The organism is Streptomyces sp. NBC_01012 (genome assembly GCF_045162755.1).
Lineage (GTDB): Bacteria > Actinomycetota > Actinomycetes > Streptomycetales > Streptomycetaceae > Streptomyces.
This window is the reverse complement of sequence record NZ_CP108688.1, coordinates 1,588,284-1,614,448: the sequence shown is the minus strand read 5'-3', so window position 1 is coordinate 1,614,448 and position 26,165 is coordinate 1,588,284. Positions and strand designations below refer to the sequence as shown.

The 26,165-nt window shown below is 71.1% G+C and carries 23 protein-coding genes and 1 pseudogene; 8 read left to right on the top strand and 16 right to left on the bottom strand.

Features of this window, described 5'->3' with window-relative positions:
• From OG623_RS06985 to OG623_RS06970, 4 genes are all read right to left on the bottom strand, one after another.
• A complete protein-coding gene (locus OG623_RS06985; RefSeq protein WP_406151707.1) occupies positions 1 to 1,203 on the bottom strand; it encodes an ABC transporter substrate-binding protein in 1,203 nt (400 codons plus the stop codon).
• 84 nt (positions 1,204 to 1,287) lie between these two features.
• Positions 1,288 to 1,692, bottom strand: a complete 405-nt coding sequence (locus tag OG623_RS06980) for a roadblock/LC7 domain-containing protein (RefSeq protein WP_362889093.1) — start codon at positions 1,690 to 1,692, stop codon at positions 1,288 to 1,290.
• Positions 1,689 to 4,052, bottom strand: a complete 2,364-nt coding sequence (locus OG623_RS06975) for a nitrate- and nitrite sensing domain-containing protein (protein ID WP_406145261.1) — start codon at positions 4,050 to 4,052, stop codon at positions 1,689 to 1,691. The genes OG623_RS06980 and OG623_RS06975 overlap by 4 nt, the downstream gene beginning before the upstream one ends.
• Positions 4,053 to 4,641: 589 nt before the next feature.
• Positions 4,642 to 4,965, bottom strand: coding sequence for a beta/gamma crystallin domain-containing protein (locus OG623_RS06970; RefSeq protein ID WP_406151705.1), 324 nt, complete (start codon positions 4,963 to 4,965; stop codon positions 4,642 to 4,644).
• Positions 4,966 to 5,271: 306 nt separating this feature from the next.
• Here OG623_RS06970 and OG623_RS06965 point away from each other — a divergent pair.
• Positions 5,272 to 5,901: pseudogene (locus tag OG623_RS06965) on the top strand (DUF4157 domain-containing protein); the annotation flags it as partial.
• A 256-nt stretch (positions 5,902 to 6,157) separates the two neighbouring features.
• On the top strand, positions 6,158 to 7,279 hold the full coding sequence (locus OG623_RS06960) for a M23 family metallopeptidase (RefSeq protein ID WP_406145259.1): 1,122 nt from the start codon (positions 6,158 to 6,160) through the stop codon (positions 7,277 to 7,279).
• A 105-nt stretch (positions 7,280 to 7,384) separates the two neighbouring features.
• Here OG623_RS06960 and OG623_RS06955 read toward each other — a convergent pair whose 3' ends face one another.
• The 6 genes from OG623_RS06955 to OG623_RS06930 all read right to left on the bottom strand — a co-directional run bounded on the left by OG623_RS06955 (position 7,385) and on the right by OG623_RS06930 (position 15,385).
• Positions 7,385 to 8,425, bottom strand: a complete 1,041-nt coding sequence (locus OG623_RS06955) for a hypothetical protein (protein ID WP_406145257.1) — start codon at positions 8,423 to 8,425, stop codon at positions 7,385 to 7,387.
• 47 nt (positions 8,426 to 8,472) lie between these two features.
• Entirely contained in the window at positions 8,473 to 9,753 is a 1,281-nt protein-coding gene (locus OG623_RS06950) for a TRAP transporter large permease subunit (RefSeq protein WP_406145256.1), read from the bottom strand.
• Complete coding sequence (locus OG623_RS06945; RefSeq protein WP_406145254.1) at positions 9,735 to 10,331, bottom strand: hypothetical protein; 597 nt, start codon at positions 10,329 to 10,331, stop codon at positions 9,735 to 9,737. Before OG623_RS06945 ends, OG623_RS06950 begins: the two co-directional genes overlap by 19 nt.
• Entirely contained in the window at positions 10,328 to 12,457 is a 2,130-nt protein-coding gene (locus OG623_RS06940) for a hydantoinase/oxoprolinase family protein (RefSeq protein WP_406145253.1), read from the bottom strand. The genes OG623_RS06945 and OG623_RS06940 overlap by 4 nt, the downstream gene beginning before the upstream one ends.
• Before the next feature lie 139 nt (positions 12,458 to 12,596).
• Positions 12,597 to 14,207: an FAD-dependent oxidoreductase gene (locus tag OG623_RS06935; RefSeq protein WP_406145251.1), complete on the bottom strand. Its 1,611-nt coding sequence runs from the start codon at positions 14,205 to 14,207 to the stop codon at positions 12,597 to 12,599.
• Positions 14,204 to 15,385, bottom strand: coding sequence for a LacI family DNA-binding transcriptional regulator (locus tag OG623_RS06930; protein ID WP_406145249.1), 1,182 nt, complete (start codon positions 15,383 to 15,385; stop codon positions 14,204 to 14,206). The genes OG623_RS06935 and OG623_RS06930 overlap by 4 nt, the downstream gene beginning before the upstream one ends.
• A gap of 345 nt (positions 15,386 to 15,730) precedes the next feature.
• On the opposite strand from OG623_RS06930, the gene OG623_RS06925 reads away from it, so the two are divergent.
• From OG623_RS06925 to OG623_RS06905, 5 genes are all read left to right on the top strand, one after another.
• A complete protein-coding gene (locus OG623_RS06925) occupies positions 15,731 to 16,756 on the top strand; it encodes an amidohydrolase family protein (protein WP_406145248.1) in 1,026 nt (341 codons plus the stop codon).
• Positions 16,757 to 16,822: 66 nt separating this feature from the next.
• Positions 16,823 to 17,689: an amidohydrolase family protein gene (locus OG623_RS06920; protein ID WP_406145246.1), complete on the top strand. Its 867-nt coding sequence runs from the start codon at positions 16,823 to 16,825 to the stop codon at positions 17,687 to 17,689.
• Positions 17,682 to 18,578: a hypothetical protein gene (locus tag OG623_RS06915; RefSeq protein WP_406145244.1), complete on the top strand. Its 897-nt coding sequence runs from the start codon at positions 17,682 to 17,684 to the stop codon at positions 18,576 to 18,578. The genes OG623_RS06920 and OG623_RS06915 overlap by 8 nt, the downstream gene beginning before the upstream one ends.
• Positions 18,579 to 18,624: 46 nt before the next feature.
• Positions 18,625 to 19,950 (top strand): cation:dicarboxylate symporter family transporter, encoded by a 1,326-nt coding sequence (locus OG623_RS06910; protein WP_406145242.1) that lies wholly within the window; start codon positions 18,625 to 18,627, stop codon positions 19,948 to 19,950.
• 193 nt (positions 19,951 to 20,143) lie between these two features.
• The gene (locus OG623_RS06905; RefSeq protein ID WP_406145241.1) at positions 20,144 to 21,550 is read left to right on the top strand and encodes a hypothetical protein; all 1,407 of its coding nucleotides are present in this window, start codon (positions 20,144 to 20,146) and stop codon (positions 21,548 to 21,550) included.
• Here the strand turns inward: OG623_RS06905 and eno are convergent.
• The 4 genes from eno to OG623_RS06885 are packed head-to-tail and all read right to left on the bottom strand — an operon-like array spanning position 21,523 to position 24,080.
• Positions 21,523 to 22,800, bottom strand: coding sequence for a phosphopyruvate hydratase (gene eno, locus OG623_RS06900; RefSeq protein ID WP_406145239.1), 1,278 nt, complete (start codon positions 22,798 to 22,800; stop codon positions 21,523 to 21,525). The two genes, OG623_RS06905 and eno, sit on opposite strands and share 28 nt — an antisense overlap.
• A 49-nt stretch (positions 22,801 to 22,849) precedes the next feature.
• A complete protein-coding gene (crcB, locus tag OG623_RS06895) occupies positions 22,850 to 23,227 on the bottom strand; it encodes a fluoride efflux transporter CrcB (protein WP_406145237.1) in 378 nt (125 codons plus the stop codon).
• Positions 23,224 to 23,583 carry a DUF190 domain-containing protein gene (locus OG623_RS06890; protein ID WP_406145236.1) on the bottom strand — a complete coding sequence of 120 codons (360 nt, stop codon included), beginning with the start codon at positions 23,581 to 23,583 and terminating at the stop codon, positions 23,224 to 23,226. Before OG623_RS06890 ends, crcB begins: the two co-directional genes overlap by 4 nt.
• The gene (locus OG623_RS06885) at positions 23,580 to 24,080 is read right to left on the bottom strand and encodes a fluoride efflux transporter FluC (RefSeq protein WP_406145234.1); all 501 of its coding nucleotides are present in this window, start codon (positions 24,078 to 24,080) and stop codon (positions 23,580 to 23,582) included. Before OG623_RS06885 ends, OG623_RS06890 begins: the two co-directional genes overlap by 4 nt.
• A 64-nt stretch (positions 24,081 to 24,144) precedes the next feature.
• Between OG623_RS06885 and OG623_RS06880 the strand changes: the two genes are divergently transcribed.
• A complete protein-coding gene (locus OG623_RS06880) occupies positions 24,145 to 24,429 on the top strand; it encodes a hypothetical protein (protein WP_406145232.1) in 285 nt (94 codons plus the stop codon).
• Here the strand turns inward: OG623_RS06880 and OG623_RS06875 are convergent.
• Both OG623_RS06875 and OG623_RS06870 read right to left on the bottom strand, forming a co-directional pair.
• Positions 24,413 to 25,153, bottom strand: coding sequence for an NADPH-dependent F420 reductase (locus OG623_RS06875; protein ID WP_406151704.1), 741 nt, complete (start codon positions 25,151 to 25,153; stop codon positions 24,413 to 24,415). The two genes, OG623_RS06880 and OG623_RS06875, sit on opposite strands and share 17 nt — an antisense overlap.
• Positions 25,134 to 26,102, bottom strand: a complete 969-nt coding sequence (locus OG623_RS06870) for an SDR family oxidoreductase (RefSeq protein ID WP_406145230.1) — start codon at positions 26,100 to 26,102, stop codon at positions 25,134 to 25,136. The genes OG623_RS06875 and OG623_RS06870 overlap by 20 nt, the downstream gene beginning before the upstream one ends.
• Positions 26,103 to 26,165 lie beyond the last annotated feature (63 nt).

Below are 26,165 nucleotides of genomic sequence, written 5' to 3'. Positions count from 1 at the left end.
TCAGCTGCCGAGCGTCGCCAGGTCCTGGACCATGACGTTGGCCAGCTGGGCGCCGTCCGGCCTGACCTGGCGCAGGTACCAGGACTGCACCGGCGAGTGCGCCTTGTCGCCGAACTCCCAGGCGCCGCGCGGGCTGTCGATCTGGCCCAGTTCGCCGATGGCGTCGTTGATGGTCTGCGGTGTCACGTCCCCGGCCTTCGCCGCGTCGGCTATGGCCTTGTCCAGGACGGCGGCCGCGTCGTACGACGACATGGCGTAGGTGGTGGGCTGCGTGTCGTGCTCGGCCGTCCAGTCGGCGGCGAACGTGCGGTTGGCCTCGTTGTCGAGGTCGGCCGCGTAGTTCAGGACGGAGTAGATGTCCTTGGCCGCGGCGCCCTGGGCCTGGAGCACGCTGCCCTCGGTGACGAAGGCCGTGTAGAGCGGCAGATCGGCGATGTCGGACTGGGCGTACTGCTTGGCGAAGTCGATGGCGGCCTTGCCGGCGTAGAAGCAGTACACCGCCTTGGCGTCCGTCTTGGCGATCTCGGCGAAGTAGGGCATGAAGTTGGTGGTCTTCGGGAACGGCGTCCAGGTGGTCTTGCCGCCGGGGTTGGCGAGCTTCCCCTTGATGCGCTTGAACTCCTCGGTGAAGCCGCGCAGTTCGTCGTAACCGCCCTGGTAGTCGGGCCCGATGGCGTAGACCGGGCCGTCGACCTTCTCCTTGACGTACGGCGCGATGGCCTTGCCCGGTTCGTCGGACAGGAAGCTCGTCGTCCATACGTAGGTGAGGTCCTTGACGGGCGGCCGGGCGTTCGACCCCAGGAAGGGGATCTTGGCCTGGTTGACCAGCGGGAGCACCGCGTTGACCGAGCCGCCGCCGACGAAGCCCGTCAGTACGTCGATCTTGTCCTTCTTGACCAGCTTGGTGGTCGCGGGGACGGCGGTCGGCGGGCCGTCGCCCTCGTCGGCCACGACGAGCTGGACCTTGCGTCCACCCAGTTTGTTGTCATGGGTGTCCAGATACAGCTCGAAGCCGGCGCGCAGCTCGGTGCCGACCGGCTCGTAGGTGCCGGACAGGGAGGCGACCAGGCCCACCTTGACGGTGGCGTCGTCGGATCCGCTGTCGCTGCTGCAACCGGTGGCGGCGGCCAGGCCGAGGGCCAGGGCGGCGGCACAGGCCGGACGGAATCTGCGGCGGCGGGCGCTGGGCATGTCGAAGAACATGAGGGCTCTCATCAGTGGTGTCGAGCATGGCGGACAGGACTGGCTGTGGAGCGGGGGTACGGGCCGCGGGCGAACGGCGCCACCTCAGCGCGCCGGCGGGAGGCTCGCCTCGCGTACCTGGGGCGTCAGTGCGTCACCGACCTGGTTGATCAGTTCGGACATCATGTAGCTGACCTCACCGATGTCCGCGTCCCTGGTCGTCGTCACCAGCAGGGACGCGCCGCTGGATACGGCCATCGAGAACATGTAGCCGCCCTCCATCGCGGTGAGGCTGTGCTCGACGGGGTCGGTGTTCGTCAACTGGGCGGCCGCGGACAGCAGGTTGACGACCCCGGAGGCGATGGCGGCCAGTCGTTCGGCGTCGTCACGCTCCACACCGGTGTAAGCGAGGGCGAGTCCGTCCACGGACACGGCTATCGCCTGGGTGACTTCCGGGATGCGTCCGGCGAAGTCGCTCAGGATCCAGTTCAGGTCGGCGGAAGAGGTCATGTCTTCGTCCGTTCGGTGTCGTCGTCCGTGGCGGAGCGCCCACGGTGGTTCGTGCTCCTGTTGATCCCCTGCGCGTAGGCCGCCAGGACGTCGGAGACCTGCCGGGAGTCCCGGCGACGGGGCGCCGGCCTCGGGGCGGCGGTGCCGGAGCGCTGTTCGGCGCCGTCCCGTCTGCCCAAGGGGGGCTGCGGTGCCCTGCGTTGTCGCAGCGGCAACCCCGATGAACTGACTCCGGCGATGCGAGAGGCCGGCTCGTCGTGGCCGCGCGGCGTATCTCCGCCGGCATCCGAGCCAGAGCCCGCGCCGACGGACGCGCTGTCGCGGCCGGGCCGTCCGCCCACGCCGGCCGGCTGCCTGCGGACCGCGGGCCCCGGTGGTGTGATCGGGCGAGGGGACTCATACCTGACATCGTTGCCAGGGCCCTTCCCGTGGTCCGAGCCGAGCAGGCCCTGTTGTCGGTCCGGGGTTTCCTGCGGGGCGAGGGCCAGAACCTTCGCGGGCAGCGTGACCTCGGCGATGGTGCCGGGGCCCGACGAGTCACGCAGTTCGACGACGATGTCGTGTCGCGCCGCCAGACGTGCCACCACGTGCAGGCCCATGGAGCGCACGTCCCCGATGCCCGTCTGCGGTTCGAGCAGTGCGGCGTTGTGGACGGCCCGGCGTTCCGCCGGGATGCCCACCCCTTCGTCGACCACCTGCACGACGGCCCGGTCCCACAGCCGCCACACGGCGACCCCGACCTGCTTGTCGGGAGGCGAGTACCGGGTCGCGTTGTCGAGGAGTTCCGCCAGGATGTGCGCCACGTCGTGCACGGCGCGGGCGGTGATGCCGATCCCCGACTCGATGACCCCGAGGGTCACTCGGTCGAACCGCTCGATCTGCTGTGCCGCGGCCACGATGACGGTGGAGCAGGCGGCATCGGCCGCCCGCACCCGGGCGTTTCCGTAACCACCCAGCACCAGGAGGTTGTTGGTGTTGCGCTCCATACGGACGGCGAGGTGGTCCAGGGCGAAGAGGGTCTTCATCCGCACCGGGTCGGCCTCGTCGCGCTGCACGGTGTCCAGCTCGGACACCATGACGGCGGTCAACTGGGCTCCCCTGCGGGCGACACCGACCAGTGTCTCGGCGAACTGTTCGTGTGTGTGGGCCTGTTGGGCGGCCAGACGGACGGCCTCGTGGTGAACGGCGTTGAACGCCTCGCCGACCTCACCGATCTCGTCCTCGCCCGTCGTGCTGACCGGGTCGCCCGACCGCTCGGCCACCTGCTCCGGCGTCGCACCGCTCAGTGCGCCCGGCCGGGACAGCTCGCTCATCACGGCGGGCAGACCGGTGTGGGCGACCTCGTGCGCGGCATTACGCAGATCGTGCAGCCGCCGGATCATGACACGGCCCAGGCGGATCGCGACGAGGACGGCCACGATCAGGGTCAGCACCACCAGGGTGACTTCGGCGCCCGCCGTCCACATGAGCCGGGTGCGCGCGTCGGAGACCAGCGAGAAGACGGACTCGTCGACGCGCTTCTCCACCGAACGCAGCAGCGTCTGCCGGTCGTCCGACGCCTTCTGCCACTCCTCCGGAGTGACCGCGAGCTTCGTACCCGCGGCCGTACGCCCGATCTCGTCCTCGATCCGTCGGGCCTCCAGCGCCTTCGAGCCGGAGAGCGTGCGCTCCAGCCAGGTACGCCACTGGCCGGGGCCGAGGTCGAACATGATGCCGGTGGACTCCGTGTAGCCGAGACGTCCGGCGTCGAACGTCCGCTGCGAAGCGGTGGTGAAGCCGCCGGCGGCCTGCGCCCTCATCACGGTGACCTGCTGCTGGGCCGTGTGCTCCGCAGCCTCGGACAGGGCGGCGGCAGCTCGGATCCGGTCCGCGATGTCGGCGTCGACACCGTCTGCCTGCGCGATGCCGTCGCGGTAGCCGTTGAGATCGGCGATCACGATCCGGTAGCCGAAGGCGAGCGCCGAGATGGTGCTGCTGCCCGAGCGCACCTGGGCGCGGAGCGCGGGCAGTTCGTCGAGGAAGCGGTCGACGCGGTCCAGGGAGTTCTGCGCGCTGCCGGGCACCCCGGACAGGCTCTTGGCCTTGTCCCGGAACGCGGCGACGCTCCTGTCGGTCGCGTCGGAACGCTGCCTGAACGCGTCCGAATCGGCCTGTCGTGAGACGAAGGCGGTGGCTGCGGCCCGTTCACGCTGGAACTGGTCGGCCAGATCACCCGCGCCGGTGGCGACTGCGACCATCGCGGTGAGCCGCTGGGCCTGGAGCGCCTGCTTGGTCGCGGGCGCGAGGGCCAGGACCGAGAAGATGACGGCCACGGCCAGGGGGACGGTCACCAGGAGGGCGAGGCGGCGATTGATTTTCACTGCGCGGCTCCGTGGCCGGAACCGGTGCTGAATATCGGTAACACGCAGATACCTGTTAACGGGTCGTGGGGTGTCGGAGGACGACGGCGCTCGTCGTCCGGCCGTCGAGAACGGGCAGGCAAAGTAAGCGGTGCATGTATCGGGGGGTGGGGGAACGGCACTGCCGGGGCGGGTCGGGCCCCACGGTGCGGCATGATCCTATGCGGTTGCTACAGCTTTGGGCTGGTACAACAACGAAAAAAATATGGCCACTAATAGCACAGAGCTGGTCCCGCTCAGTCACATTTTCTCGGAGCTGTGCAGCCCCGGGTGAGCCTGCCGGGGGCGACGTGTCCCCGTGGACCCCCTCTGACCAGCGGCCCGACGCAGGGGGCGGACATCTGTTCGGTGGGCCGAACTGCTCACGGAGCGTGGTGGCGTGGCCGGGTGGCCCCCGGATCCGGCCGCTGGAATCCCCTTACGGAGGCCCGGGTTCCGGCCTGCCGGCGCCCCGAACGGCGGCCGTTGGGGGCGAAACCGCTGTGACGCGGCCGAGCCCCTTCCCGCCGCCGGTCGCGTGGGGAGGGGCTCGACGATCCGCGCGCGAGGGTCAGAGGATCTCGACCGCGTTGATCTTCGGCGGGTTGTTGGGGTAGGTGACCACGCGGTTGCGGGGGATCGACACCACGGCGCCGTTGGCGTCGTAGAGCTTCACGTCGTTGTTCCCCGTGGAGATCTTGTCGATCCACCACCCCTTGAAGTCGACCTTCCCGGCGTTCGCGTAGCAGTCCTCGCTCTTGATCCCGGTGCTGTGGTGCGACTGGATCCGCAGGAAGGCGCCCTGCTCGGCGCAGCTGACCTCGTTCATCGCGAAAGCGGTTCCGGTCGGCATGACGATCGTGAAGGTGGCGGCCGCGGCAAGCGTCGTGACCATGGCGCGGGCGGTCTGCTTCGTCTTCGAGAGCACGTCTTCTCCTCAGGTGCGTATCGAGAGGTGATGGCGACAGGTTGATGTCGAGAGGCCGATGTCGAGCGGTTGCCTCGCTTCGTGATTATGGTGCTTTGGGGCATTACACCCGCATATGCCACGCCCTGTTGATCAAGAGATTCCTGCCGTGGGCTCTCGGGGCAAGGGGCGCTGCCCCTGCGCCCCTTCCTGCGGGGGTGCTGGATCGGATAGACCTGAAAAGACAGCACCATTGCAGGACTGTCGACCCGTGCCATCGAAGGAGCTTGTCCCGTGCGTGCTCACGACCCCGGCAAGGCAGCCGCAGCCGAACAGCGTCGGGGCACGGCCGGACGCTCGCCCGCTCCCACCCCGCTCCCGGCCAGGGCCGGCGGCGGCGCGGCGGCCCTGGGCCCCGAGGCGCTCCTCGCCCTGCAACGCAGCGTGGGCAACAGCGCGGTGACGCGCATGCTGCAACGGTCCGCGCACGAGCACTCCGCCGGGTGCGGCCACGGCGACGAGACGGCCGCCGACCTGCCCTCGGTCCAGCGCTCCGGTGTCGACAAGGTGCTCAGCAGCGCGGGCAGCCCTCTGGACGGTCCACTCAAGAACGAGATGGAGGCCCGGCTCGGCGCCGACTTCTCCGACGTACGCCTGCACACCGGGACGGAGGCCCGGCGGTCCAGCGCCGAACTCGGCGCCCGGGCGTTCACGTCCGGCAGCCATGTCGTCATCGGTGACGGAGGGGGCGACAAGCACACCCTCGCCCATGAGCTCACCCACGTCATCCAGCAGCGCACCGGCCCCGTCGCGGGCACCGACAACGGGGACGGTCTGCGTGTCAGCGACCCCTCCGACCGCTTCGAGCGCGAGGCCGAGGCCAACGCGAGCCGGGTTCTGTCCGGCCCCGCACCGGAGGCGCCGCTCACCGCCGAGGAAGGCTGAGGGCCGCAGCGAGGCGCACGGCAGGGATCCCGTCCCGTGGACAGGGCCGGCCGGACGCCCGGAATGATGCCCGGAGCGATGCCCGGTGGGCATCGGCCGTGCCCCATCGGGCAGCCCGGTCTGTCCCTGCGGCCGGTGACGCCCCGTCACCGCGTTGCTAGCGTCGTAGCGTGATCAGACGCATCCCGCCGATACCCTGCCCCGCCGTGGCACCTTCGTGGAGCCGGTCCGGCACGTGACCGAGGAACCGACCGAGACGGACCTGGTCGAGACGGACCTGGCCGAGAGAGATCCGGCCGAGACGGACCCGCCCGCCGATCGCCCCCGCCGTGGCCGAGGCCGTGGCCGTCTGGCTCTGATCGTGCTGCCCAGCCTCGTGGCCGTCCCCGCGGTGTTCGGCTTCCTCGCCCTCACCGGCGGCTTCGACACGGCCATGGAGGAGGGCCCGGCCCCGAGCCAGTCGGCTGTCAGCAATGTCGACGCCTCCCACGTTCCCTGGCTGCGCAAGGCGACCGCGGACTGCACGGGGGTCAGCCCCGCACTCCTGGCCGCACACATCGACCAGCTCTCCGGGTGGCAGGAGGACACCGCCAGCCTCTCCGAGCAGGGCGTCGCCCGTTTCACGGATGCCGACTGGAAGACCTGGGGCCGGGACGAGGACGGCAACGGCAGTTCCTCGCCGCACGACACGGTGGACGCGATCATGGCGCTGGGGCGGCAGGACTGCTCCCTGGCGAAGAAGGTGACCGCACTGCGCACCAAGGGCACGGTCAACGGTGAGGTTCCCGACCTCACGCTCGCCGCGTACGCCGTCGGGACGGACGAGGTCAAGAAGGCCGGCAAGATCCCCGAGGCGGCCCAGAAGTTCGTCGCCGGCGTCAAGAAGCGGTTGCCGCAGTACGACGCGCTGGTCCGGGAGACCCCCGAGGACAGCGACAAGGCCCCCGGGGCGCTGCTTGCGCACCCCGTCACCACACGCACCGTCACCTCGGAGTTCGGTTCCCGCACACACCCGCTGACGGGGGTCACCAAGCTCCACACGGGCGTCGACTTCGGAGCACCGCAAGGGGCCCAGGTGTCCGCGGCGCGGGACGGGCGGGTCGAGTTCGCGGGCGTGACCGAGGCGTACGGCAACCGGGTGGTGATCGACCACGGCACGCTCGACGGAAAGCGGCTCGAGACCACCTACAGCCATCTGTCCGCGCTCCAGGTGACGACAGGTCAGAGCGTGACCGCGGGCTCTCCCGTCGGGCTCGTCGGCTCGACAGGCCTGTCCACCGGCCCGCACCTCCACTTCGAGGTGATCTACGACGGCCAGTACAACGACCCGATCCCCTGGCTCGGCAGCGGTGGCTGAGCCACGCCGGTCCTGGACTTCTGAGGGTGCCCGTTCCGGGCGCGACGCCCTGCGCACAGGGCATCGCGTCCGGGCGGTGCTCCACTCTGAGGTGCGCCGTCGTGCCTACTTCGCCCTGGCCAGCGCGATGGCGCCCTGGAGCCGCTCACCGGCCTCGTAGATCATGTACGGCACGCCGTTCTCCGTGCCGAAACTCGGTGACGCCGTACGGCCGTTGTCCGGTGCGCCGTCCAACGAGTCGTGGAAGACGCCCAGATGGTCGCGTCGGGAGAAGTCCTTGCCGACCTCGGTGATCATCAGGTCGCCGCCGCTCTCCTTGTCCTTGTTGTAGACGACGTACGCGCTGTCGCCCCGGGTCAGCAGATGCGGGCCGCCCACGTTCACCGCGCCGACGTCCGTGTGCCGGATCAGCGGCTCCTGGGCGAAGGTCCAGTCCCGCCCGTCGGCCGACCAGCCCCATGCGATGTCGCGGTGATCGGTGGTGTTGTTCAGCATGAACATCATCACGTAACGGGCGCCGAGCGCGGGCAGGTCGTGGCGGAACACTCGGGCGTAGGACGTCTCGGTCGAACCGGCGGGCATCATCGAGGTGGACAGCACGACCTTGTCGTACGTGAAGTTGATGCCGTCCTTGGAGCGGGCCAGCCGGGTGGTGGTGTTCTCGCCGTGGAAGTACAGCCACATCTCCTTCTCGTCCTCGTTCCACAGCACGTGCGGCGAGGAGACATGACTGACCTTGTAGTGCGGCTGCCAGTCGTTGGTGACGATCGGGTTGTCCGGGTACTCCGTGAACGGCCCCTCCAGCGAGTCGCCGTAGGCCAGGCAGACGCCGCCCGGCGCGTCATGCGGCGCGTAGTAGAGGTGGAACCGTCCCAGGGCGCCGGACAGCCTGCCCACCGTGCCCCGCACACACGGGAAGATGATCTCGCCGGTCGGGTTGTACGCGAGGTCCGACGGCTTGAGGAGCGTCCTGACGTAGCTGTAGTCGGGGAAGCCGCCGGGCGCGGCCGAGGCCTGGGCCGCCGTGCCGACGCCGACCGCGAGGGCCGTGCCGGTGGCCGCCGCGCCGCGCAGGAAGACACGGCGGGAGAGGGACGCGGGGAGTGCGGGGGTCTGCCGCGGGGTGTTGTCGTGCTGCTCGTTCATGTCTGTACTCCGTCCCGGGAGTTGGATGTTCAGAGCTGTTCGGCTGGTCAGAGATATGTGGCGGCCGTGACGCAGAACCCGCCGAGCGCGACCGCCCACACATAGGGAAGGGTGCGCAGCATGACCTGCTGCGGGCCGACGCCCGCGTACTGCGCGCTCCACACGGTCTGGGTGCTGGTGGGGTCGGCGACCCCGAAGACCTGGTTGTAGGAGGCGGCGAGACCGAGCACCGCGACCGCGGGGTAGATGCCGGCCGCGATGAGGACTCCGGCTATGCCCGCGCCGAGGCCGTAGACGTTCAGCGGGCCGCGGTAGAGGCACAGCGGCACGAGCGCGGTGAAGACCAGCACGAACAGCACCGGGTTCTGCGGGCTGACGGCCTTCACCAGGGGTTCGAGCGCGTCGATCGAGCCGGGCAGCTGTACCGCGGCGAGCAGGATGCCGATGGCGATGAACAGCGCGATGGGCGGCGCGGCGACCTCGAATCCGCCGTACAGGGTGCGCAGCAGCCGCTTGTTCATGTCGCGCGGCCTGGTCGTGGTCAGCAGGGCGTAGAGCACCCCGGCCAGCAGCGCGGGGATGATGGCGACCTCGAACCCGAGGGCGAGCACCAGCGGCACGACCGGGGTGAGCAGGGCGTACCAGGGGGCGTCGCCGAGCCGCTCGCGGCGCGAACGCGGCCTGTCCGCCGCCGTCTTCAGCGACCAGGTGTGCTCGACGCCCCGACGGCGCGACTCGATCAGCACGAAGGCGACGGCCGCGACCAGCGCCAGCGGGAACAGCTTCACCATGAAGCCGCGCACCGTCGGCACCGGCAGGTCCAGGGCGGTGGAGAAGAACTGCCAGATGGGCAGCTCGAACGGCACACCCACGGCGATCCCCATCAGGATGGTGCCCGCGGCTGTGACCTTCGGGATGCCCACGGCGACCATCGCCGGGATGCCGATGATGCCGGCGAGCATCGCGGCGGGCGCCGAGCCCGTCACCGTGCCGATGAGCGCGGACACCGCGAGGACGCCGAGCGCCACCACCGTCGGCCGGTCCCCGCCGAACTCCACGATCTTGCGGACGATGGTGCCCGCGATGCCGGTCTCGTCGAGGAGCTTGCCGAGCCACGAGCCGAGCAGGACCGCGATCATCGTGGAGGCGAGCATCGGAGCACCCTCCTGGAGGACCGTGTCCAGGACGCTCTCCTTGCCGGTCAGCGGCGCACCGGCGACGAAGGCGATGACGATGCCCAGCAGGACCAGGGCGAAGGCGGTGGGGAGCTTACGGGTGAGCATCGCGGCGACACCGGCCGCCATGACGATCAGGATGACAACGCCCATGGCGCTACTCCTCTCAGGGTCACGGCGTCGGCGAGCGCGGCCGTGAGGTGCAGGGGACTGCGGCCGAGCCCGCAGACGGTACGTGCGTAGGCGTGGGCGGCGATCTCCTCCGCGCCCGCCACATGCCCGTACAGCCGGAACCGTCCGGCGCGCAGGACCACATGGCCGAGGGCCCGCTTCAGCGCGGTCCTGGCCGGGCCGTGGTGGAGCTGTTCGTGCACGGCCTCGTGGGCGAGCGCCGCCTCACGCACCGAGCCCGGCGGGTACCAGTGGCGCCAGCCCCGGGCGTCGATCAGCTCATCGGCGGCGTCGAGCGTGTCGGTGTAGAGCTCCACGGTCGGCACGGGCCGTGAGGTGTAGCGGGCCAGCAGCCCGCGCTCCAGGCCGTCGGCGCGCTCGGTGATCCCGGCCCGGCAGGGGACGGGTGCCAGCGCCGAGCCGAACTTCTCGGCCGTACGCGCCCAGTGGCGCAGCAGTTCCGGATCGCGGCCCTCGTGGGTGGGGGTCGCGGCCAGCAGCCGCACCGCCAGGTCCAGATCGTCGCCCGTCTCCCACGCCGGGGCCTCGGCCGCGCTCATGTGCGTACCTCCAGTACGGCGACGACCGGTTCGTCGGCGGCGCGTGAGGTCAGTTCGCTGCGGGCGAGTGCCAGCAGCGGCTGCGGGTCGAGCACACCCGAGAGGTCCGCGATCCGGGAGCCGATCAGCAGCCGTACCGCAGGGGCGCGGACCCCGCCGTCGCCGTACGACGTGGTCTCCCGCACCAGCTCGGCCAGTACACCGGGTGCGTCGGCGACCCGGGTGGTCTCCACCCGGGCATCCGCGACATGCAGCCGGATCACCCCGTCGGCGTCGACGATCCGTACCGGATGCCGGGTGGCGCGCAGGGTGCGCCTGACCTCCGTCCCGTACACCGTGTGCGCGGGGGTCCCGGCGAGCACCTCGACCCGCGACGGGTCGGCCCTGAGGCTGGCCGCCGCCGTCCGCAGCCGCTCCGCGTCGTCCGCGCGGTGCGCCCGGTCCTGGGTGCGCAGTTCGGTCGCGCCGGTGGCCACGGCCCGTACGGTGCTCGTCTGCGGGTCGACGGTGATCTCGACCTCGACCTCGTCCGCCGCTGCGCCCTGGGCGACGACCGCCGCCTCCGCCTCGGCCCGTACGGCGAGGATCTGCTCCTGCCCCGCGCCGGGGATGATCCGCTCGATCTGCTCCCGCACCAGGGCGAGCGCCACTCCGATGGGGCTGATCACCTCGCTGTGCCGGGCGATGCGCCCCTCCATACCGCTGTTCGCGGCGAGGTGCGGGGTGACGGACGCGGCACCGCCGCCGCCTCCGACGAGCGGCGCGGTGTCCCTGTCCAGCCGGTAGTCACTGATCATCGCGTCGACGACCGCGCCGACCTGCGCCGTTCCCGCGTCGAGCAGCCGCGTCGCGGCGGTCGGCACGTCCACCCCGAGTGCCTCGGCCAGCGGGGCGAGCGCCGCCTTCGCGACGTCCTGGTCGCTGCGGGCGAAGTCGTTCCCGGGCACCCGGCCCAGGGCGTTGGCCGCACAGGTCATGGTGAGCGCGAAGCGCCCGCCCGCCGCGTCGATGACCGCGTAGTCCGCCGGGTCGTCGGCCATCGGCCTGACGGTGGTGAGCGTCGCGTCGCGCAGCTCGTCCGCCGACGCGTAACACGCGTACGGAAGCCCCGCGATGTGGGCGCTGCGCGGTCCCACGCCGGTGACCTTGCCGCCGCCGATCCGCACCATGGAACCGCCGCCGACACCGACGGTGCGTACGTCCAGGGCGTTGAGATAGGACTTCTTGCCGAGGATCGTCGCGTGCCTGACGGCCACCTTCCCGCGTCGTACGACGCTGATGTCGGTGGAGGTGCCGCCGGTCTCCAGGAACACGCCCTCGCTGATCCGTTCCTGCATCAGCGCGCCCGCCACCCCCGCGGCCGGCCCCGAAAGGACCGTCAGCAGCGGTCTGCTCCGCATCTCGTCGAGCGACATCACCCCGCCGTCGCAGCGCATGACCATCAGCGGGGAGGAGACCCCGGCCTTGGTGATCGAGGCGTCGACGAGATCGGCGGTGGCCAGCATGCGCGGCAGGATCGCCGCGTTGACCACGGCGGTACGGGTGCGCTTGTGCAGCCCGTACAGGGAGGTGATCTCGTGGGCCGCGGTCAGCGGGAGCCCGGTGGAGCGGGCCGCATCGACGACGGCCTGCTCGCCCTCGGGCCGGTCCACGCTGAACGGTTCGGTGGCGACGAGCACCTGGGCGCCGTCCTGGGCCAGGCTCTCGGCGGCGCGCCGGACGGACGCCGTGTCGTCGGGGTCGCCGACATGGGCGTAGACGAGCGGAAGCGTCCTGCCCGGGGTGAGCTGGAGCTTGCCGAGAGCGGCGAGCCTGCGGGTGAGCGCGGCGGCCGGGCCGCCCCCGATCCCGATCAGACCCACGGTGGCGACATCGCCCTCCAGCAGGGCGTTGGTAGCCTGGGTCGTGCCGTGCGCGAGGAACGCGACGTCCTCGGCGGCACGGCCGGTCTCTTCCAGCAGACGGTCGAGTGCTTCCACGATGCCGTGGGCCACGCCGTCCTCGTGATGGTGGCTGGTGGGGACCTTCACCTGTCCCAGGAGTTCCAGGGTCGTGGCGTCGACCGCCACGGCGTCGGTGAAGGTTCCGCCCACGTCGATGCCGACGCGGATGCGGTGGGTGGTCATGGTTGGGCACCTCCTTGTGCGGGTGGGCAGTGCGCGGGCGGGCCGGGTGGGACAGGTGGAGCTGTCCCGCCCGGCATTTCCGCGTGGTGGAGCGTCGTTCCGGGTGGTGCCGGGCTTCGTCGCCCTTCGTGACGACCGCTCAGTAACCGCGTACGTCGGGCCAGTGGCGCTGGACCCCCTGCGCGTCGAGCAGCCGGGCGAACTCGGCGAACCGCTTGTCGTCGGACTGCACCTGGTGGGGGCCGACGCTCTCGGAGACACAGTGCGCGGCCAGTGCGCCCGCGACCTCGCCGATGTTCCATTCCACCGGGTGGAGCCGGTAGCAGCCGTTGGTGATGTGGGTGGTGCCGATGTTCTTGCCCGCGGGCAGGAGGTTGCGGACCCGACGCGGCACGAGCGCGCCGAGGGGGATCTCGAAGGGCACCGAGCCGATGTCTACGTAGTTGTCGCCACCCGTGGAGGGGTGCAGGTCGATGCGGTAGTTGCCGACCCCCACCGAGTCCCGGTACGCGGTCCGGCCGTAGGGACCGACGACATCGATGGCGACGTCCTGCTCGGTGACGGTGGTGACGGCCTTGATCCGGCGTGACTCGCGGATGTACGGCGCCTTGGCGAGTCCGTCGGCCGTGCCCGTGACGTCCGGGCGCAGCCGCAGGCCCGGGAAGCCCCTTCCGCCGTCCTCGCGCGGCGCCTCCGTCTGGAGCCAGTACAGGACCGAGAGCGACAACTGCCTGGCCTCCGCGACCGCCTGCGCCGAGACCTCGGGTCCCGCGCCGATCAGCGGCTTCAGCCAGTAGTCGTTGAGCGGCCAGTTGACCAGGGTGATGTCGGAGTCGAAGGCACCGGCCGTGTGCATCCCGCGGGCGAGGATACGGCGGAAGCCCCACAGCTCCTTGTCGCCCGCGTCGGCGCTCTGGTCGGCGTTGACGGCGAGCGGGTCGATCTCCGGGTTCGGGACGAACGTACGGGGGACGGCCTCGAGTGAACGCGGATCGGGGGCGAGGAAGCCGAGGAGCGGTCCCGGCCAGAAGTCCGGCCGGTAGGAACGCCAGAAGTCGTAGTCGGCGGGCCGCTCGATGACGTGGTTCTCGCCCTCGTGGTGGGAGAGCGCGAAGCAGACGGTGATGCCCTGCTGGTTCAGGGGCTGCGCCTCCTCGGGTGCGTGCGGCTCGTCGAACTCGGCGCGGGACTCGGCGCCCACGGCGTGCTCGACGCCGCCGAGTTCGAGGAGCTCGCCGGTCTCCGTGGCGTCGATGACGTACTGCGCGTGGACCGTCGTGCGGGTGCCGTCGCGCAGGCTCTCCAGGGTGACCGGGCCGATGACATCGTTGTCCGACTCGACGGCCACCGCCCGGTGCTCGGTGAGCAGCGTCAGCCGGCCGGACGCCCGGTGCGGGGCGATCATGCCCTCCAGGACGGCGAGAGCGGCGCGCGGCTCGTGACAGAGCTTGCTGACCCGGCCGGCCCCCGGGTTGAGGCCGGTCAGCGAGAGCGCCTCGGAACGCATCGGGTACCACCTGCGGTAGTGATCCCTGATGCCCTCGCGCAGCGCGCGGTAGGTGGCGGTGGTGCCGAACTGCTCCACCCAGGGGTGCTCGTCCGGCGGGACGGCCTGGGTGGTGAGCTGGCCACCGATCCAGTCGGTCTCCTCGGTGAGGACGACGGTCCGGCCGGCCCGGCAGGCGGCGAGCGCGGCGGCCACGCCGCCCAGGCCGGCGCCGACGATGAGGATGTCCGGTTCGGGGATCACAGTTCTCCTTGTGCGGTACGGGTGGTGCTGTGCGGTCGTGCTGGAGCGATCGGATCCGGTGGTGCTCCCGCCGTGGCGCCCGGCCGGTAGGCGCAGGCCACCAGCGTCACCAGCTGCTCCGGGAGGCCGCCCGCGGGCTCCGGGAGGCCGTCCCCGGCGACGAGCGTGGCGAGCAGGCGTACGGCCTCCGCGCCCAGCTGCGCCCGGGGGATGTCGAACCCCGTGGGCTCCGGTGCGTCGGCCAGGTCGGGCGGCGGGCTGCCGAGCAGCGCCAGCGAGAGGTCGCGGGGGCAGTCGAGACCGGCCTCACGGGCAGCCGTGGTCAGCGAGCGCCAGGCGGCGCCGCTGTCGGTCTCCTCGGCCACGAACGCGGTGACGCCGTCGGCCAGCCACTGCCGCAGGCGCTCCGGCGTGAGGGTGCGCGCGAGGTCGGCGCTGCGGAAGACCACCTCGGGTCCCTCGGGCAGTCCCGCCGCCCTGAGGCCCTCCAGGAAGCCCTGCTCACGGTCGGTGGAGGCGGGTGCCTCGTCGTCCTCGCGCACCAGGACGACGCGGCGGTGCCCGAGCGAGGCGAGTCGCTGGACGACCTCACGGCTGGCGCTGACATAGTCGGCGCCGACCCAGGCGAGCCCCTCGGGCTCGTCCCTGCGCCCCAGGTGGACCACGGGGAACCCGTCGTCCACGAGCCTGCGCAGTTCCTCCACCGGCGCGTGGCGCCCGAGCAGGAGGCAGCCGTCGGCGAGCCGCGCCCTGCTGAGCGCGCGAGGTGCCGAGGCGCCCGCGCCGCCGCTGCTGGACCCGGTGAAGAGCACCAGGTCGTAGCCGCGCGCGGCGGCCTCCCGCTCCACGCCGACCAGGAACGGGTAGTACGAGTGCTGGACGTCGGTGGGGAAGGTCGCCGTGAAGCTGAAGACCCCGAGGAGGTCGTTGCGCGCGGCGGCCAGCCGACGGGCCGCGGGGTCGGGTACGTAACCCAGGCGCCCGGCGGCGTCGAGCACGTTCTGCCGGGTCTCCTGCGAGATGGCCGCGCCCTGCTTCTTCCCGCCCAGCACCAGGGAGACCGTCGCCTGCGAGACCCCCGCGAGCCGGGCGACCTCCGCCTGACGCGGACGCCCGGTGCGCCGCGCCGGTGCGGGCGTCCGGCCTCGTCCGACCCGCTTGGTGGGTTCCTCCGCCACTGTTCCTCCAGCTATTAATGCGTATTAGTGATGCGCATTAACGAGTACTGTGCGTGCGCCGGAGCCACCGGTCAAGAGGTCGAACAGAATTTCCGGCACCAACTTCTGCGGGTGGCCCGAGGGTTCCGCCCGGGGCGTCTCCGCTCACGGCGATGCGCCGATTTCCGGCGAGTACAGTCGCCGAACACCTGGCGGCGGGGCCTCTCATCAGGACCGACGGTCTTGCCGAATTTCTTGTCCAGCATATTGTCAACAATTATGTCGGCTGTTAAGTTGACGCAACTGGCAGCCCCACACGGGCGCCGAGGTGGCGCCGCACGGCGAGCTCGACTGGCAAGGAAACACATGATCATTGACTGTCACGGTCACTACACCACCGCGCCGGCCGCCCTGGGTGAGTGGCGTGAACGGCAGATCGCCGCGCTCGGCGACCCGTCCGCGGCCCCGGCCTCCGCCGATCTGCGCATCGGCGACGACGACCTGCGGCAGAGCATCGAGGCGAACCAGCTCGGCATGATGGACGAGCGCGGCATCGATCTGACGATCTTCTCCCCGCGCGCCTCCTTCATGGCGCACCACGTCGGCGATTTCGCGACGTCCGCGCAGTGGGCCGAGATCTGCAACGACCTCTGTCACCGGGTCAGTTCCCTCTACCCCGAGCGCTTCGCGCCGGCGGCGATGCTGCCCCAGTCACCCGGCGTCGACCCCGCCACCTGCATACCCGAACTCAGCAGGTGCGTGGAGGAACTGGGCGCCGTCGCGGTCAACCTGAATCCCGACCCCTCCGGCGGACACTGGACGGCGCCGCCCCTCACCGACCGTTCCTGGTACCCCCTGTACGAGAAGCTCGTCGAGTACGACGTCCCGGCGATGGTCCACGTCAGTACCAGTGTCAGCCCCGCCTTCCACACCACGGGCGCCCACTACCTCAACGCCGACACGACCGTCTTCATGCAGCTGCTCCAGGGAGACCTGTTCACCGACTTCCCCACACTCCGCCTCGTCATCCCGCACGGCGGAGGCGCCGTCCCCTACCACTGGGGAAGGTTCCGCGGTCTTGCCATGGCGCTCGGGAAGCCGGAGCTGGAGGAACACCTCCTCGGCAACGTCTTCTTCGACACCTGCGTCTACCACCAGCCCGGCATCGACCTGCTGCTCGGCGTCGTACCGACCCGCAACCTGCTCTTCGCCTCCGAGGCGATCGGCGCCGTCCGCGCGGTCGACCCCGGCACCGGGCACCACTTCGACGACACCCGCCGCTACCTGGAGCAGGCCGGGCTGTCCGCCGCCGGCCTTGCCGCCGTCAAGGAACACAACACCCGCACCGTCTACCCCCGCCTGGACGCCCTGCTGCGCGGCCAGGGCCGCTGACTCCTGACGAGAACACCCGCAGGGCTCTTCGGCCATGGGGCCGCACGTACGTCGAAGAAGGTTCCAATGAGCGTCATAGACACCCACACACACGTCATCTCACCGGACACCGGGCAGTACCCGGTCGCACCCGTCGGGGGCCGGCAGTCCACGTGGTCGCAGCACCACCCCGTGGACATCGCCGGGCTCGTCGAGGGGCTGGACGACGCCGGCATCGCCAAGGCCGTCGTGGTCCAGGCCTCCACCGTGTACGGCCACGACAACCGCTACGTCGTCGAGGCGGTGCGCACCCACCCCGACCGGTTCGTCGGTGTGTACTCCCTCGACGCCATGGCGCCCGACGCCGTCGAGCGGATCCGGCACTGGCAGGGCCAGGGCCTTTCCGGCTTCCGGCTGTTCACCACCGGCACCACGATGCCCGGACAGGCGGACTGGCTCGGCCACGAGGACTCCTTCCCCGCCTGGTCCTACGCGGAGGAACACGGCATCCCGGTCTGCCTGCAGATGACCGTGCGGGGCCTGCCCGCCCTGCGGGACCTGCTGCGGCGGTTCCCCGGGGTCCGCGTCCTGCTCGACCACTGCGCGCGCCCCGACCTGTCGGACGGCCGGCCCTACCGGCGCTCCCAGGAGCTGTTCACCATGGCCGAGTTCCCCGGGGTCCACCTCAAGCTCACCCACCGGGCGCTGGCGGCGTCCGCCACGGGCGCGTCCACGACGGCGGACTTCCTGGCCGACCTGGTCGCGGCGTACGGGGCGGAACGTATCGCCTGGGGGTCCAACTTCCCCGCGGCCGAAGGCACACCCAGGAGCATCCTGGCCGAGGCGCGGGAACAGACCGTGAGCCTCCCCGAGGCCGACCTCGCCATGATCTTCGGGGGAACGGCCGCCGCCTTCTACCCGGCCCTGGCCACCACGGGAGGCTCCGATGACTGAGCGCGTCCCCCTGCGCACGGCCCTGGCCGACCATCCACACACCGCCCCGCTCAAGAGCGGCGCGCTCAGCGGCAGGCACGCACGGCTCGACTTCCAGGACGTCGCACCCATCCACCGCGCGTTCGCCCCGATGGTCCGCGAAGGAGCCTTCGACGTCAGCGAGCTGGCCGTGGTCACCGCGCTCCAGGCCATCGCGTACGGCCGGCCCGTGGTGCTGCTCCCGGCCGTGGTGGCCTCCCGTTTCCAGCGCGGCTGCCTGATCGCCCACACCTCGCGCCCCCTGACCCCGGAGGAACTGCCGGGCAAGCGGATCGCCGTACGCTCCTTCACCCAGACCACGGGCATGTGGGTCCGCGCCCACCTCGCGGACGACCACGGAATCGCCGCGAAGGACGTCCGGTGGCTCACCCGCGACGCAGCCCATGTCGCGGAGTACGAGGACCCGGCGTTCGTCGAGCACATCACCGGTACCGCGTCCCTTCCCGACCTGCTGCGCGAGGGCCTGGCCGACGCCGCCGTCCTCGGCAACGACCTGCCGGGCGGCGACGAGTTCACCCGGGTCGTCCCCGACGCCGCCGAGCGGGACGGGAAGTGGTGGCGACAGCACGGATTCATGCCCATCAACCACATGGTGGCCGTGCGGGCGGCGACCTGCCGCGAGCACCCCGATGCGGTCAGGGACGTCTACCGGCTGCTGCGCCTGGCCGACGCGACGGTGGAGCGCCCCGAAGGGACGCCCCGCCCCACGCTCTTCGGCTTCGAGGCACTGCGCGGGCCCGTCGAGTACGTGATCGACGCCTGCCTCGCGCAGGGACTCCTTCCCCGCAGGCTCGGCGTCGACGAGGTCTTCGGCCCCGCCGAGGACGTACTCGGCCACGAAGGGAACTGACCCCCGCCCTCGGATCGGCACCGGACATTCAACGGAGAAACCGGACATGAGCCAAACCACTTCACCGGGCGTCCCCGCTTCGTCGGACGCGCCCACGCAGGGCAGCAAGCCCCGTAAGCCGTTCTACCGCGACCTCGCCTTCCAGGTGCTCGTCGGTGTCGCACTCGGTGTGCTCGTCGGCGCCCTGGTGCCATCGGTCGCCCAGCATCTGCAGTTCCTCGGCGACATCTTCATCCATCTGATCCAGATGGTCGTCGGGATCATCATCTTCTGCACGGTCACGCACGGCATCGCCAGCGTGCGCGACCTCGGCAAGGTCGGCCGTATCGCGGTGCGCTCCCTGGTGTACTTCGAGGTCATCACCACGATCGCGCTCGTGATCGGCCTCGTCGTGGTCAACGTGCTGGAGCCCGGTTCCGGGATGCACATCGACCCCTCGACCCTGCACACGGACCCCTCCACCGCCGCGCCGGCGAAGTCCGAGGGATTCGACGACTTCCTCGTCGGACTGGTGCCGACCTCGGCCGTGCAGGCGTTCGCCGAGAGCAGCATCCTCCAGATCCTCGTCTTCTCGGTGCTGTTCGCCTGCGGACTCGCCTCCGTAGGCGAGAAGGCGAAGCCCGTGCTCGACGCGGTCGGCACGGTGCAGCAGGCACTGTTCTGGATCATCCGCAAGGTCATGCGGATCGCGCCCTTCGCCGCGTTCGGCGCCATCGGCTTCACGGTGTCCGAATACGGGCTGGGGACCCTGCTCTCCCTCGGGCGTCTGGTCGGGGTGTTCTACCTCATCGTCGTCCTCTTCTTCCTCCTGGTGCTCTGGCCCGTCTCGCGGTACGCGGGATTCAGCCTGCTGAAGCTGCTGCGCTACTTCCGCGCCGAACTGGTCCTCGTGCTGGGCACCAGCTCGTCGGAGAGCGTCTTTCCGCAGCTGACCGCCAAGCTGAACAAGCTCGGCGTGGACGAACCCGTGGTGGGCCTCGTCCTGCCCACGGCCTACAGCTTCAACCACGACGGCACCTGCCTGTACTTCGCCGCCGTGAGTGTGTTCCTCGGCCAGGCCACCGGAGCCGACCTGAGCCTCACCGCGCAACTGGGCCTGCTGCTCGTGCTGTTGCTGACCTCCAAGGGCGGGGCAGGGGTCTCGGGCTCCGCGATCGCGGTGCTGGCCCTGACGCTCAGCTCGACGCACACCATCCCCGTCAGCAGCATCGCCCTGGTCCTGGGCGTGCACAGCATCCTCTCGGCGGCCTTCGTGTTCACGAACATCGCGGGCAACTGTGTGGCCACCCTGGTCGTCGCCAAATGGGAGAAGGCCATCGACCGCGACCAGCTCCGCACGGAGCTCGACTCCGGCTACCGGACAGCGGCCTGAGCGGGCGGTGACGCGCCACGCGGCGAGACCGGTGCGAGCGGAACACCCGCCGCGCGCGCGTCCGGGGTGACCGAAAACGCGCGAAAGGCGCAGACTGGAAGTGCGCGCCGAGCGCGTCGGTGATGGGGCTCACCGGAACCGCGGCCCACAGCCGCTGACGGTCCCTGGTTGACACTCTCGACCAGGAGGAGCCATGTCCACCTCCCCGATCCAACGGTCCGTACTTCCCCGGCCCGGCCGGTCGCGGCGGGCCAGGGCGGCGGAACACGACAGGCGGGCCCTGAGCGACGCCGCGCGTCTCCTCGACGACGGGCTGTGTCCGGTGTGCCGGCGGCGCGAGGAGTTCGCGACGCGCTGGCTGTCGTACTTCATCATCGAGAGCCATACGGAGGAGGGAACCCGCTCCCGGGTCCGGGCCGCCGTGGGCTTCTGCCCCGCCCACACCCGGCGTCTGCTCGCGGACGCCTCGGCCCCATGGCTGATGCCGCAGGTCCACTCCCTGGCACTCGCCGGGGGAACGCGACTGCTCGACGAGCCGGACGCGCGCCCCGCCCGGTGTCCGTGCTGCGTGGCAGGTGACGACGCGGCCGAGCGGGCGCTCGGGACTCTGCTCGGCGCCCTTGGCCATCCGTCGGTGCGGGAGGCGGTGCGGGGCGGCGCCGTCTGCCTGCCGCACACGGCGGAACTCGCGGCGCGCGCCCCGCAGGCGTACGGGCGGAGCCTTGCCGACGCGGCCTCCGGGCTCCTGACGAAGGGGCGGCGTGACCTCGTGTGGCTGGCCGGCGCGGACGAGGACGCACAGGTCAGGGCGGCGCTGTTCGACCGGATCGATCCGTTGCTCCGGGAGGAGGAAGAACGGCGGCGGCGCTCGGTGACCAGCCGCTGGGAGGCCGACACCGAGGCGGGCTGCTGTCCGCTGTGCCGGGCCGAACACCGCGCCGTACGGCGCCTGTTGCAGTGGGAGGCGGCGGCCTCCGGACATGGACGTCCCGCGAGCGAGGAGTCCCTGCTCTGCACCCGCCACCTCCACGACGTGACGGCCATGGGCGGACCGAACGTCGCATCCGTCATCACCGAGAACTGCGCACGCTGGAACGCCCGGATCAAACGCTTCCAGCGGCTGCTCGACGCGGACGGCAAGCGGCACAGCGATGCCGGCCGCTATCTGCTGTCCGAGCCGCCCTGCCGCGCCTGCCTGGAGGAACGCACCGCCGTACGCAGGCAGACGGCGCTGCTCACCGCAGAGCTCCGCGACCCGCCGCTCGCCCAGGAGTACACGCATACGCACGGCGTCTGCCTGCGGCACGCCCTGAACTGGCAGGGGCCGCGCCCCGCCCTCGTCGACGAGGTGCTGGGCGGCCGACTCGCACTGCTGCGCTGGGAGATCGACGAGGTGCTGCGCAAGCAGGACTGGCGCACCCGGCACGAGATCACCGGCAGCGAGAGGGACGTGGGCCGCCGCGCACCCACGCTGCTCGACGGGCGGGTCCACGGCGGGTCGGCGGACCCGCCCGGACCCTCATCTGCCCCGGGCGAGGCGCCGGTGCCGCCCCGGGAGCAGCGGCGTGCCGGTCATGCCGGCCTGGCCGCCAGGCCGTAGGGCAGCCCGGGGTGGGCGGCGGCGATGGCGAGGAGACGGTTGTACTTCGCGACGCGTTCGCCGCGGGCGGGGGCGCCGGACTTGATCTGGCCGCAGCCGGTGGCGACGGCGAGGTCGGCGATGAAGGTGTCGGGGGTCTCGCCGGAGCGATGGGAGACCATCGCGGCGTACGAGGCGTCCCGGCAGACGGCCATGGCGTCCAGGGTCTCGGTGACGGTGCCGATCTGGTTGACCTTGATCAGGGCGGCGTTGGCGATGTGGTCGGTGACGGCCCGCGTGATGAGGGACGCGTCGGTGACGAAGTTGTCGTCCCCGACGAGCTGGACGGTCTCGCCCAGAGCGGCCGTGAGCCGCTGCCAGCCGGCGGTGTCGTCCTCGCCGAGCCCGTCCTCCACGGACCACACGGGGAAGTCGGCGACGATCTGCTCGTAGCGGGCGATCATGTCGCCGCTGCTCAGGGACTCGCCCGCCACGAGGTAGGTGCCGTCCTGCTGCCGGAACTCCCCGGCGGCGGGGTCCAGGGCGATGGCGACGCCCTCGCGTCCCGGGGTGTAGCCGGCATCGGTGATCGCCGCGACGATCAGCCGCAGGGCGTCCTCCGGCCGGGTGAGGCCGGGGGCGAAGCCGCCCTCGTCGCCCAGTCCGGTGGTATGTCCGGCCTCGTGCAGGCGCTTGCGCAGAGCCGTGTAGACCTCGGCCCCGGCCCGGACGGCCGAGGGGAGGTCGGGGGCGCCGAGCGGGGCGATCATGAACTCCTGGAAGTCCAGCGGGTTGGGGGCGTGCACCCCGCCGTTGAGGACGTTGAAGTGCGGCACCGGGAGGCGCGGAGCGACACCGGCCGGGGCGAGGTAGGCGTGCAGCTCCTGGCCCGCGGACCGGGCCAGGGCGCGGGCCAGCGCGAGGGAACAGCCGGTGATCGCGTTGGCGCCGAGACGGGACTTGGTGCCGGTGCCGTCCAGGTCGGCCATCCCCGCATCGGCCTCGGCGAGCGAGCTCCAGGTGCGGGAACTCAGCAACTCGGCGAGTTCGCCCCGTACATGGGCGCAGGCATTCCGTACCCCGGCGCCGTTGTACCGGGAGGTGTCGCCGTCGCGCAGTTCGACGGCCTCACGGGTGCCGGTGGAGGCACCGGAGGGGACTCCGGCTTCCGCGGTGGTGCCATCGGCAAGCGTGAGGCGTACGTCGAGGGTGGGGCGGCCCCGGGAGTCGAGGATCTCGATGGCGTCCAGTGTGCTGACGGTGAAGGTCATGAGCTTCTTCTTTCTTCGACGACGGTGGTGACGAAGCCGGCCGCCGGGCTCATGTGAACAGCGCCTCGGCGAGGGCGATCCCGACGAAGACCGCGCCGAGGCCGGCCACGATCGAGACCACGACGTTGGCCGCGGCGAAGAACCTGGCGCCGCTCTCGGCCAGCCGGAGTGTCTCGTAGGAGAACGTCGAGTACGTCGTCAGAGCCCCGCACAGTCCGGTGCCCAGCAGCAGCTGCACGGTGTGCCCCGCGGTGCCGGACAGCGCGGCGCCGGTGAGGACGCCGAGGATCAGGGAGCCCACGACGTTGACACTGAAGGTGCCCCAGGGGAAGACGGTGTCGTGGCGGGACTGGACGGAGCGGTCGGTGAGATAGCGCAGGGGAGCGCCGACCGCACCGCCGAGAGCCACCAGCAGGAAATCGGTCACTTCTCGGCCGCCTGAACCGCCTGGGCACCGCCGAAGCTGACGACCTGGACGGGCTCCAGGGTGATCAGGCCCTCGATGTTCATCTCTTCGAGCTGGGGGACGAAGGCCTGGACGCGTTCCTCGGTGTCGACGATGACCACGGCCACGGGAAGGTCGTCGGCCATGGACAGCAACCGGGTGGTGTGGACGATCTGCCGGCCGCCGAAACCCTCCATGCCGTGGAAGATCGAGGCGCCGGACAGCCCGGCGGCATGGGCCCGGTGGACGATCTCGCTGTACACGGGCTTGTGGTGCCAGGTGTCGGTGTCATCGACGACGACGGTCAGCCGCAGCGCCGCCAGCGTGTTCCAGCTCATGACTTGCTCCACTTCGCCAGGATCCGGCGCGTGCTCCACGCGCCCGCGGTCACCGCGGCCACCGCGGCCACGGCTGTCGCCGCCAGATAGATGAGCGCGATGCCCGCCCGGTCGCCCGTGACCAGGCGCTCGATGTCCACGCAGTAGGTGGAGAACGTGGTGAAGCCGCCCAGTACGCCGGTGCCGAAGAACGGCCGCAGCAGGGCATGGGCGGAGAAGACCTCGGTGACCGCGACGAGGAAGATCCCGATGACCAGGCACCCGGCGACGTTCACGGTCAGGGTGGTCCAGGGGAACGCGGTGTCGGCGGTCGGCCACACCTGGGCCGCACCGAAGCGGGCCGTGGCGCCCAGGGCCCCGCCGAGCGCGATCACCAACAGGACGGCGTGGCGCGCATACCACCGCGTCCTGCTCTGCCCGGAATCGGAATCGGTCAGGTCCACATCAGGGTCCATGGGCTCTGCCGCTATCGAGGGCCCGGTCTCGTCCGAACGCATGCTTCTCCCTACGCGTGGCCCCTGCCGCATGTGCACGGGCAGGGTCGGTCACGGGTAGGGACTGTTGGCGGCTGCGTTGCCGCGGTTCGGGTACGGCGAGCCCCACCGCCGCGCGACGCGTGATGCCGTCGCTCATGACCAGGTTACCGCGCCGGACGCCGCACACCTGGAACGACGCCCGGGACGCCGCCCTCCGGGCGAGGACCCGTACGACGGCGTCGCCCACCACGCCTGCGACGCCGGCCACCACGCGGACGCCACCGACACCGTGCACACCGGACCGAACCACGTCGGCTACATGCAGCTTCCCATCGTGCCGCGCCGGCCCGTGGTCACCGCGCCGCGGTGACCAGTGCCGCGCGGATGGCGTCCTCGCCGACCGGCCGGCCCCTCTCGTCCGAGAACGGGCCGTACGGGGTTCCCCACACCGGCGTCCCCGTCGCCTGCCGCCAGCTGTCGGCCAGCGGTCCCGCGTCCACCACGCCGTACCCGATGGACTCGATGAACGCGGTGACCGCCGCCTTCGCCGGTGCGGAGTCCCCGGCGATCGGCAGGCAGGAGCGGTCGGCCGCCCCCGCCGGGCGGGCGAGTGACAGCAGGTGCTTGAAGAAGATGTTGTTGAACGCCTTCACGAGCAGGGCGTCAGGGACGTACCGCAGCAGCAGCTCGCTCGAGGTGAGCGACCTGTTGTCGAGTTCGGGGATGTGCCCGTCACGCTCGGGGCCGTAGTTGCATGTGTCGACGACCGTCTTCCCGGCCAGTGCGGCGGGCAGGTCGGGGAAGGCGCTGACGGGTACCGAGACCACGACGATGTCACCGGCTGCCGCGGCCTCCCCGCTCGTCGCCGCGGATGCCCGCGGCCCCAGCTCCGCGACCGCGTCCGCGAGCGTCTCGGGACCGCGCGAGTTGCTGAGCACAACCTGATATCCCGCCGCGACGGCGAGTCGCGCGACGGCGGTGCCGATGTTGCCGCTTCCGATGAATCCCACAGTTGTCGTCATGGTGTCCAGGCCCCTCCGAAGAGCCGTTTGTTGTCGTCCGCCGAGTTCGCTGTCATGCGCGTGGGAAGTAATGGCCGTTGTCCAGATCGGCGAGCAGTCCGGGCTGAGCGGGTTCCCAGCCGAGGGCCCGGCGGGTGATGAGGTTGGTCGCCGGGAGGTCCAGCGTGACCAGATGCGCTAGGGACCCGAAGTAGCCCGGCAGCATCAGCACGTCGGCGGGAACGCTCACGGCCGGCAGGCCCAGACGGCTGCCGATGGCCTCGGCGATCTCGCGGAACGGGACGCCGCCCCCGTCCTCGACCGCGTGCCAGTACCTGCCTGCCGGACCCTTCTCGAGCGCCAGACGGAACACGGAGGCGGCATCACGGATGTGTACGGAGGGCCACAGGTTCGCGCCGTCCCCGGGGTAGCCGACGAAGCCCCTCTCCTTGGCGAGCGCGATCAGCGCCGGGAGGAAGCCCTCACGATCGGTCGTGCTGCGCGCGACGGGGGGAAGCCGCACGACCGAAGACCGCACTCCTCGCTCGGCGAGGCCGATCACCGCGGTCTCCACGACGTTACGCACCCGCAGGGTGCCCTTGTACGCGTCCCCGCCGGGAAGGGCCGGGTCCTCCTCGGTGGCCGGCCTGCCCAGGTTCCCGGGGGAGGCTATGGTCCCGCCCAGATTCGCGGGTGAGCCGATGCTCCCGGCCCAGACCAGCGGTTTTCCGGTTCCCGACAGTGCCTCGCCGTACGCGTGCACGGCCGAGAGCTCCGCGGCGGACAGGGCGTCCAGCCCGCCGGACAGCAGCACATCACGCCTGAACGCGACATGGATGACACCGTCGGAGTCCGCGGCGGCCTCCCTGAGTCCGTCGAGATCATCGACATCGCCGCGGCGGACCTTCGCGCCGAGCGCGGACAGCGCCGTCGCGGTCCCGTCCGACCGGGCCAGGCCGGTGACCTCGTGCCCGGCGGCGATGAGCTCGGGGATGAGATGCGAACCGGCATGGCCGGTCCCGCCGGTGACGAAAACGCGCATGGTGCGACTCCTTGCGGGTGTGGGCTGATGACGTGGACCGACCATGTCACCGGCCCGAGTTGC

Coding starts and splice junctions, on each gene's coding strand:
- OG623_RS06920 (WP_406145246.1), top strand. CDS start 16,823: ATGAGCGTCATAGACACCCACACACACGTCATCTCACCGGACACCGGG.
- eno (WP_406145239.1), bottom strand. CDS start 22,800: ATGACCTTCACCGTCAGCACACTGGACGCCATCGAGATCCTCGACTCC.
- OG623_RS06910 (WP_406145242.1), top strand. CDS start 18,625: ATGAGCCAAACCACTTCACCGGGCGTCCCCGCTTCGTCGGACGCGCCC.
- OG623_RS06955 (WP_406145257.1), bottom strand. CDS start 8,425: ATGAACGAGCAGCACGACAACACCCCGCGGCAGACCCCCGCACTCCCC.
- OG623_RS06980 (WP_362889093.1), bottom strand. CDS start 1,692: ATGACCTCTTCCGCCGACCTGAACTGGATCCTGAGCGACTTCGCCGGA.
- OG623_RS06950 (WP_406145256.1), bottom strand. CDS start 9,753: ATGGGCGTTGTCATCCTGATCGTCATGGCGGCCGGTGTCGCCGCGATG.
- OG623_RS06945 (WP_406145254.1), bottom strand. CDS start 10,331: ATGAGCGCGGCCGAGGCCCCGGCGTGGGAGACGGGCGACGATCTGGAC.
- OG623_RS06915 (WP_406145244.1), top strand. CDS start 17,682: ATGACTGAGCGCGTCCCCCTGCGCACGGCCCTGGCCGACCATCCACAC.
- OG623_RS06885 (WP_406145234.1), bottom strand. CDS start 24,080: ATGCGTTCGGACGAGACCGGGCCCTCGATAGCGGCAGAGCCCATGGAC.
- OG623_RS06905 (WP_406145241.1), top strand. CDS start 20,144: ATGTCCACCTCCCCGATCCAACGGTCCGTACTTCCCCGGCCCGGCCGG.
- OG623_RS06870 (WP_406145230.1), bottom strand. CDS start 26,102: ATGCGCGTTTTCGTCACCGGCGGGACCGGCCATGCCGGTTCGCATCTC.
- OG623_RS06890 (WP_406145236.1), bottom strand. CDS start 23,583: ATGAGCTGGAACACGCTGGCGGCGCTGCGGCTGACCGTCGTCGTCGAT.
- OG623_RS06925 (WP_406145248.1), top strand. CDS start 15,731: ATGATCATTGACTGTCACGGTCACTACACCACCGCGCCGGCCGCCCTG.
- OG623_RS06970 (WP_406151705.1), bottom strand. CDS start 4,965: ATGGTCACGACGCTTGCCGCGGCCGCCACCTTCACGATCGTCATGCCG.
- OG623_RS06940 (WP_406145253.1), bottom strand. CDS start 12,457: ATGACCACCCACCGCATCCGCGTCGGCATCGACGTGGGCGGAACCTTC.
- OG623_RS06985 (WP_406151707.1), bottom strand. CDS start 1,203: ATGTTCTTCGACATGCCCAGCGCCCGCCGCCGCAGATTCCGTCCGGCC.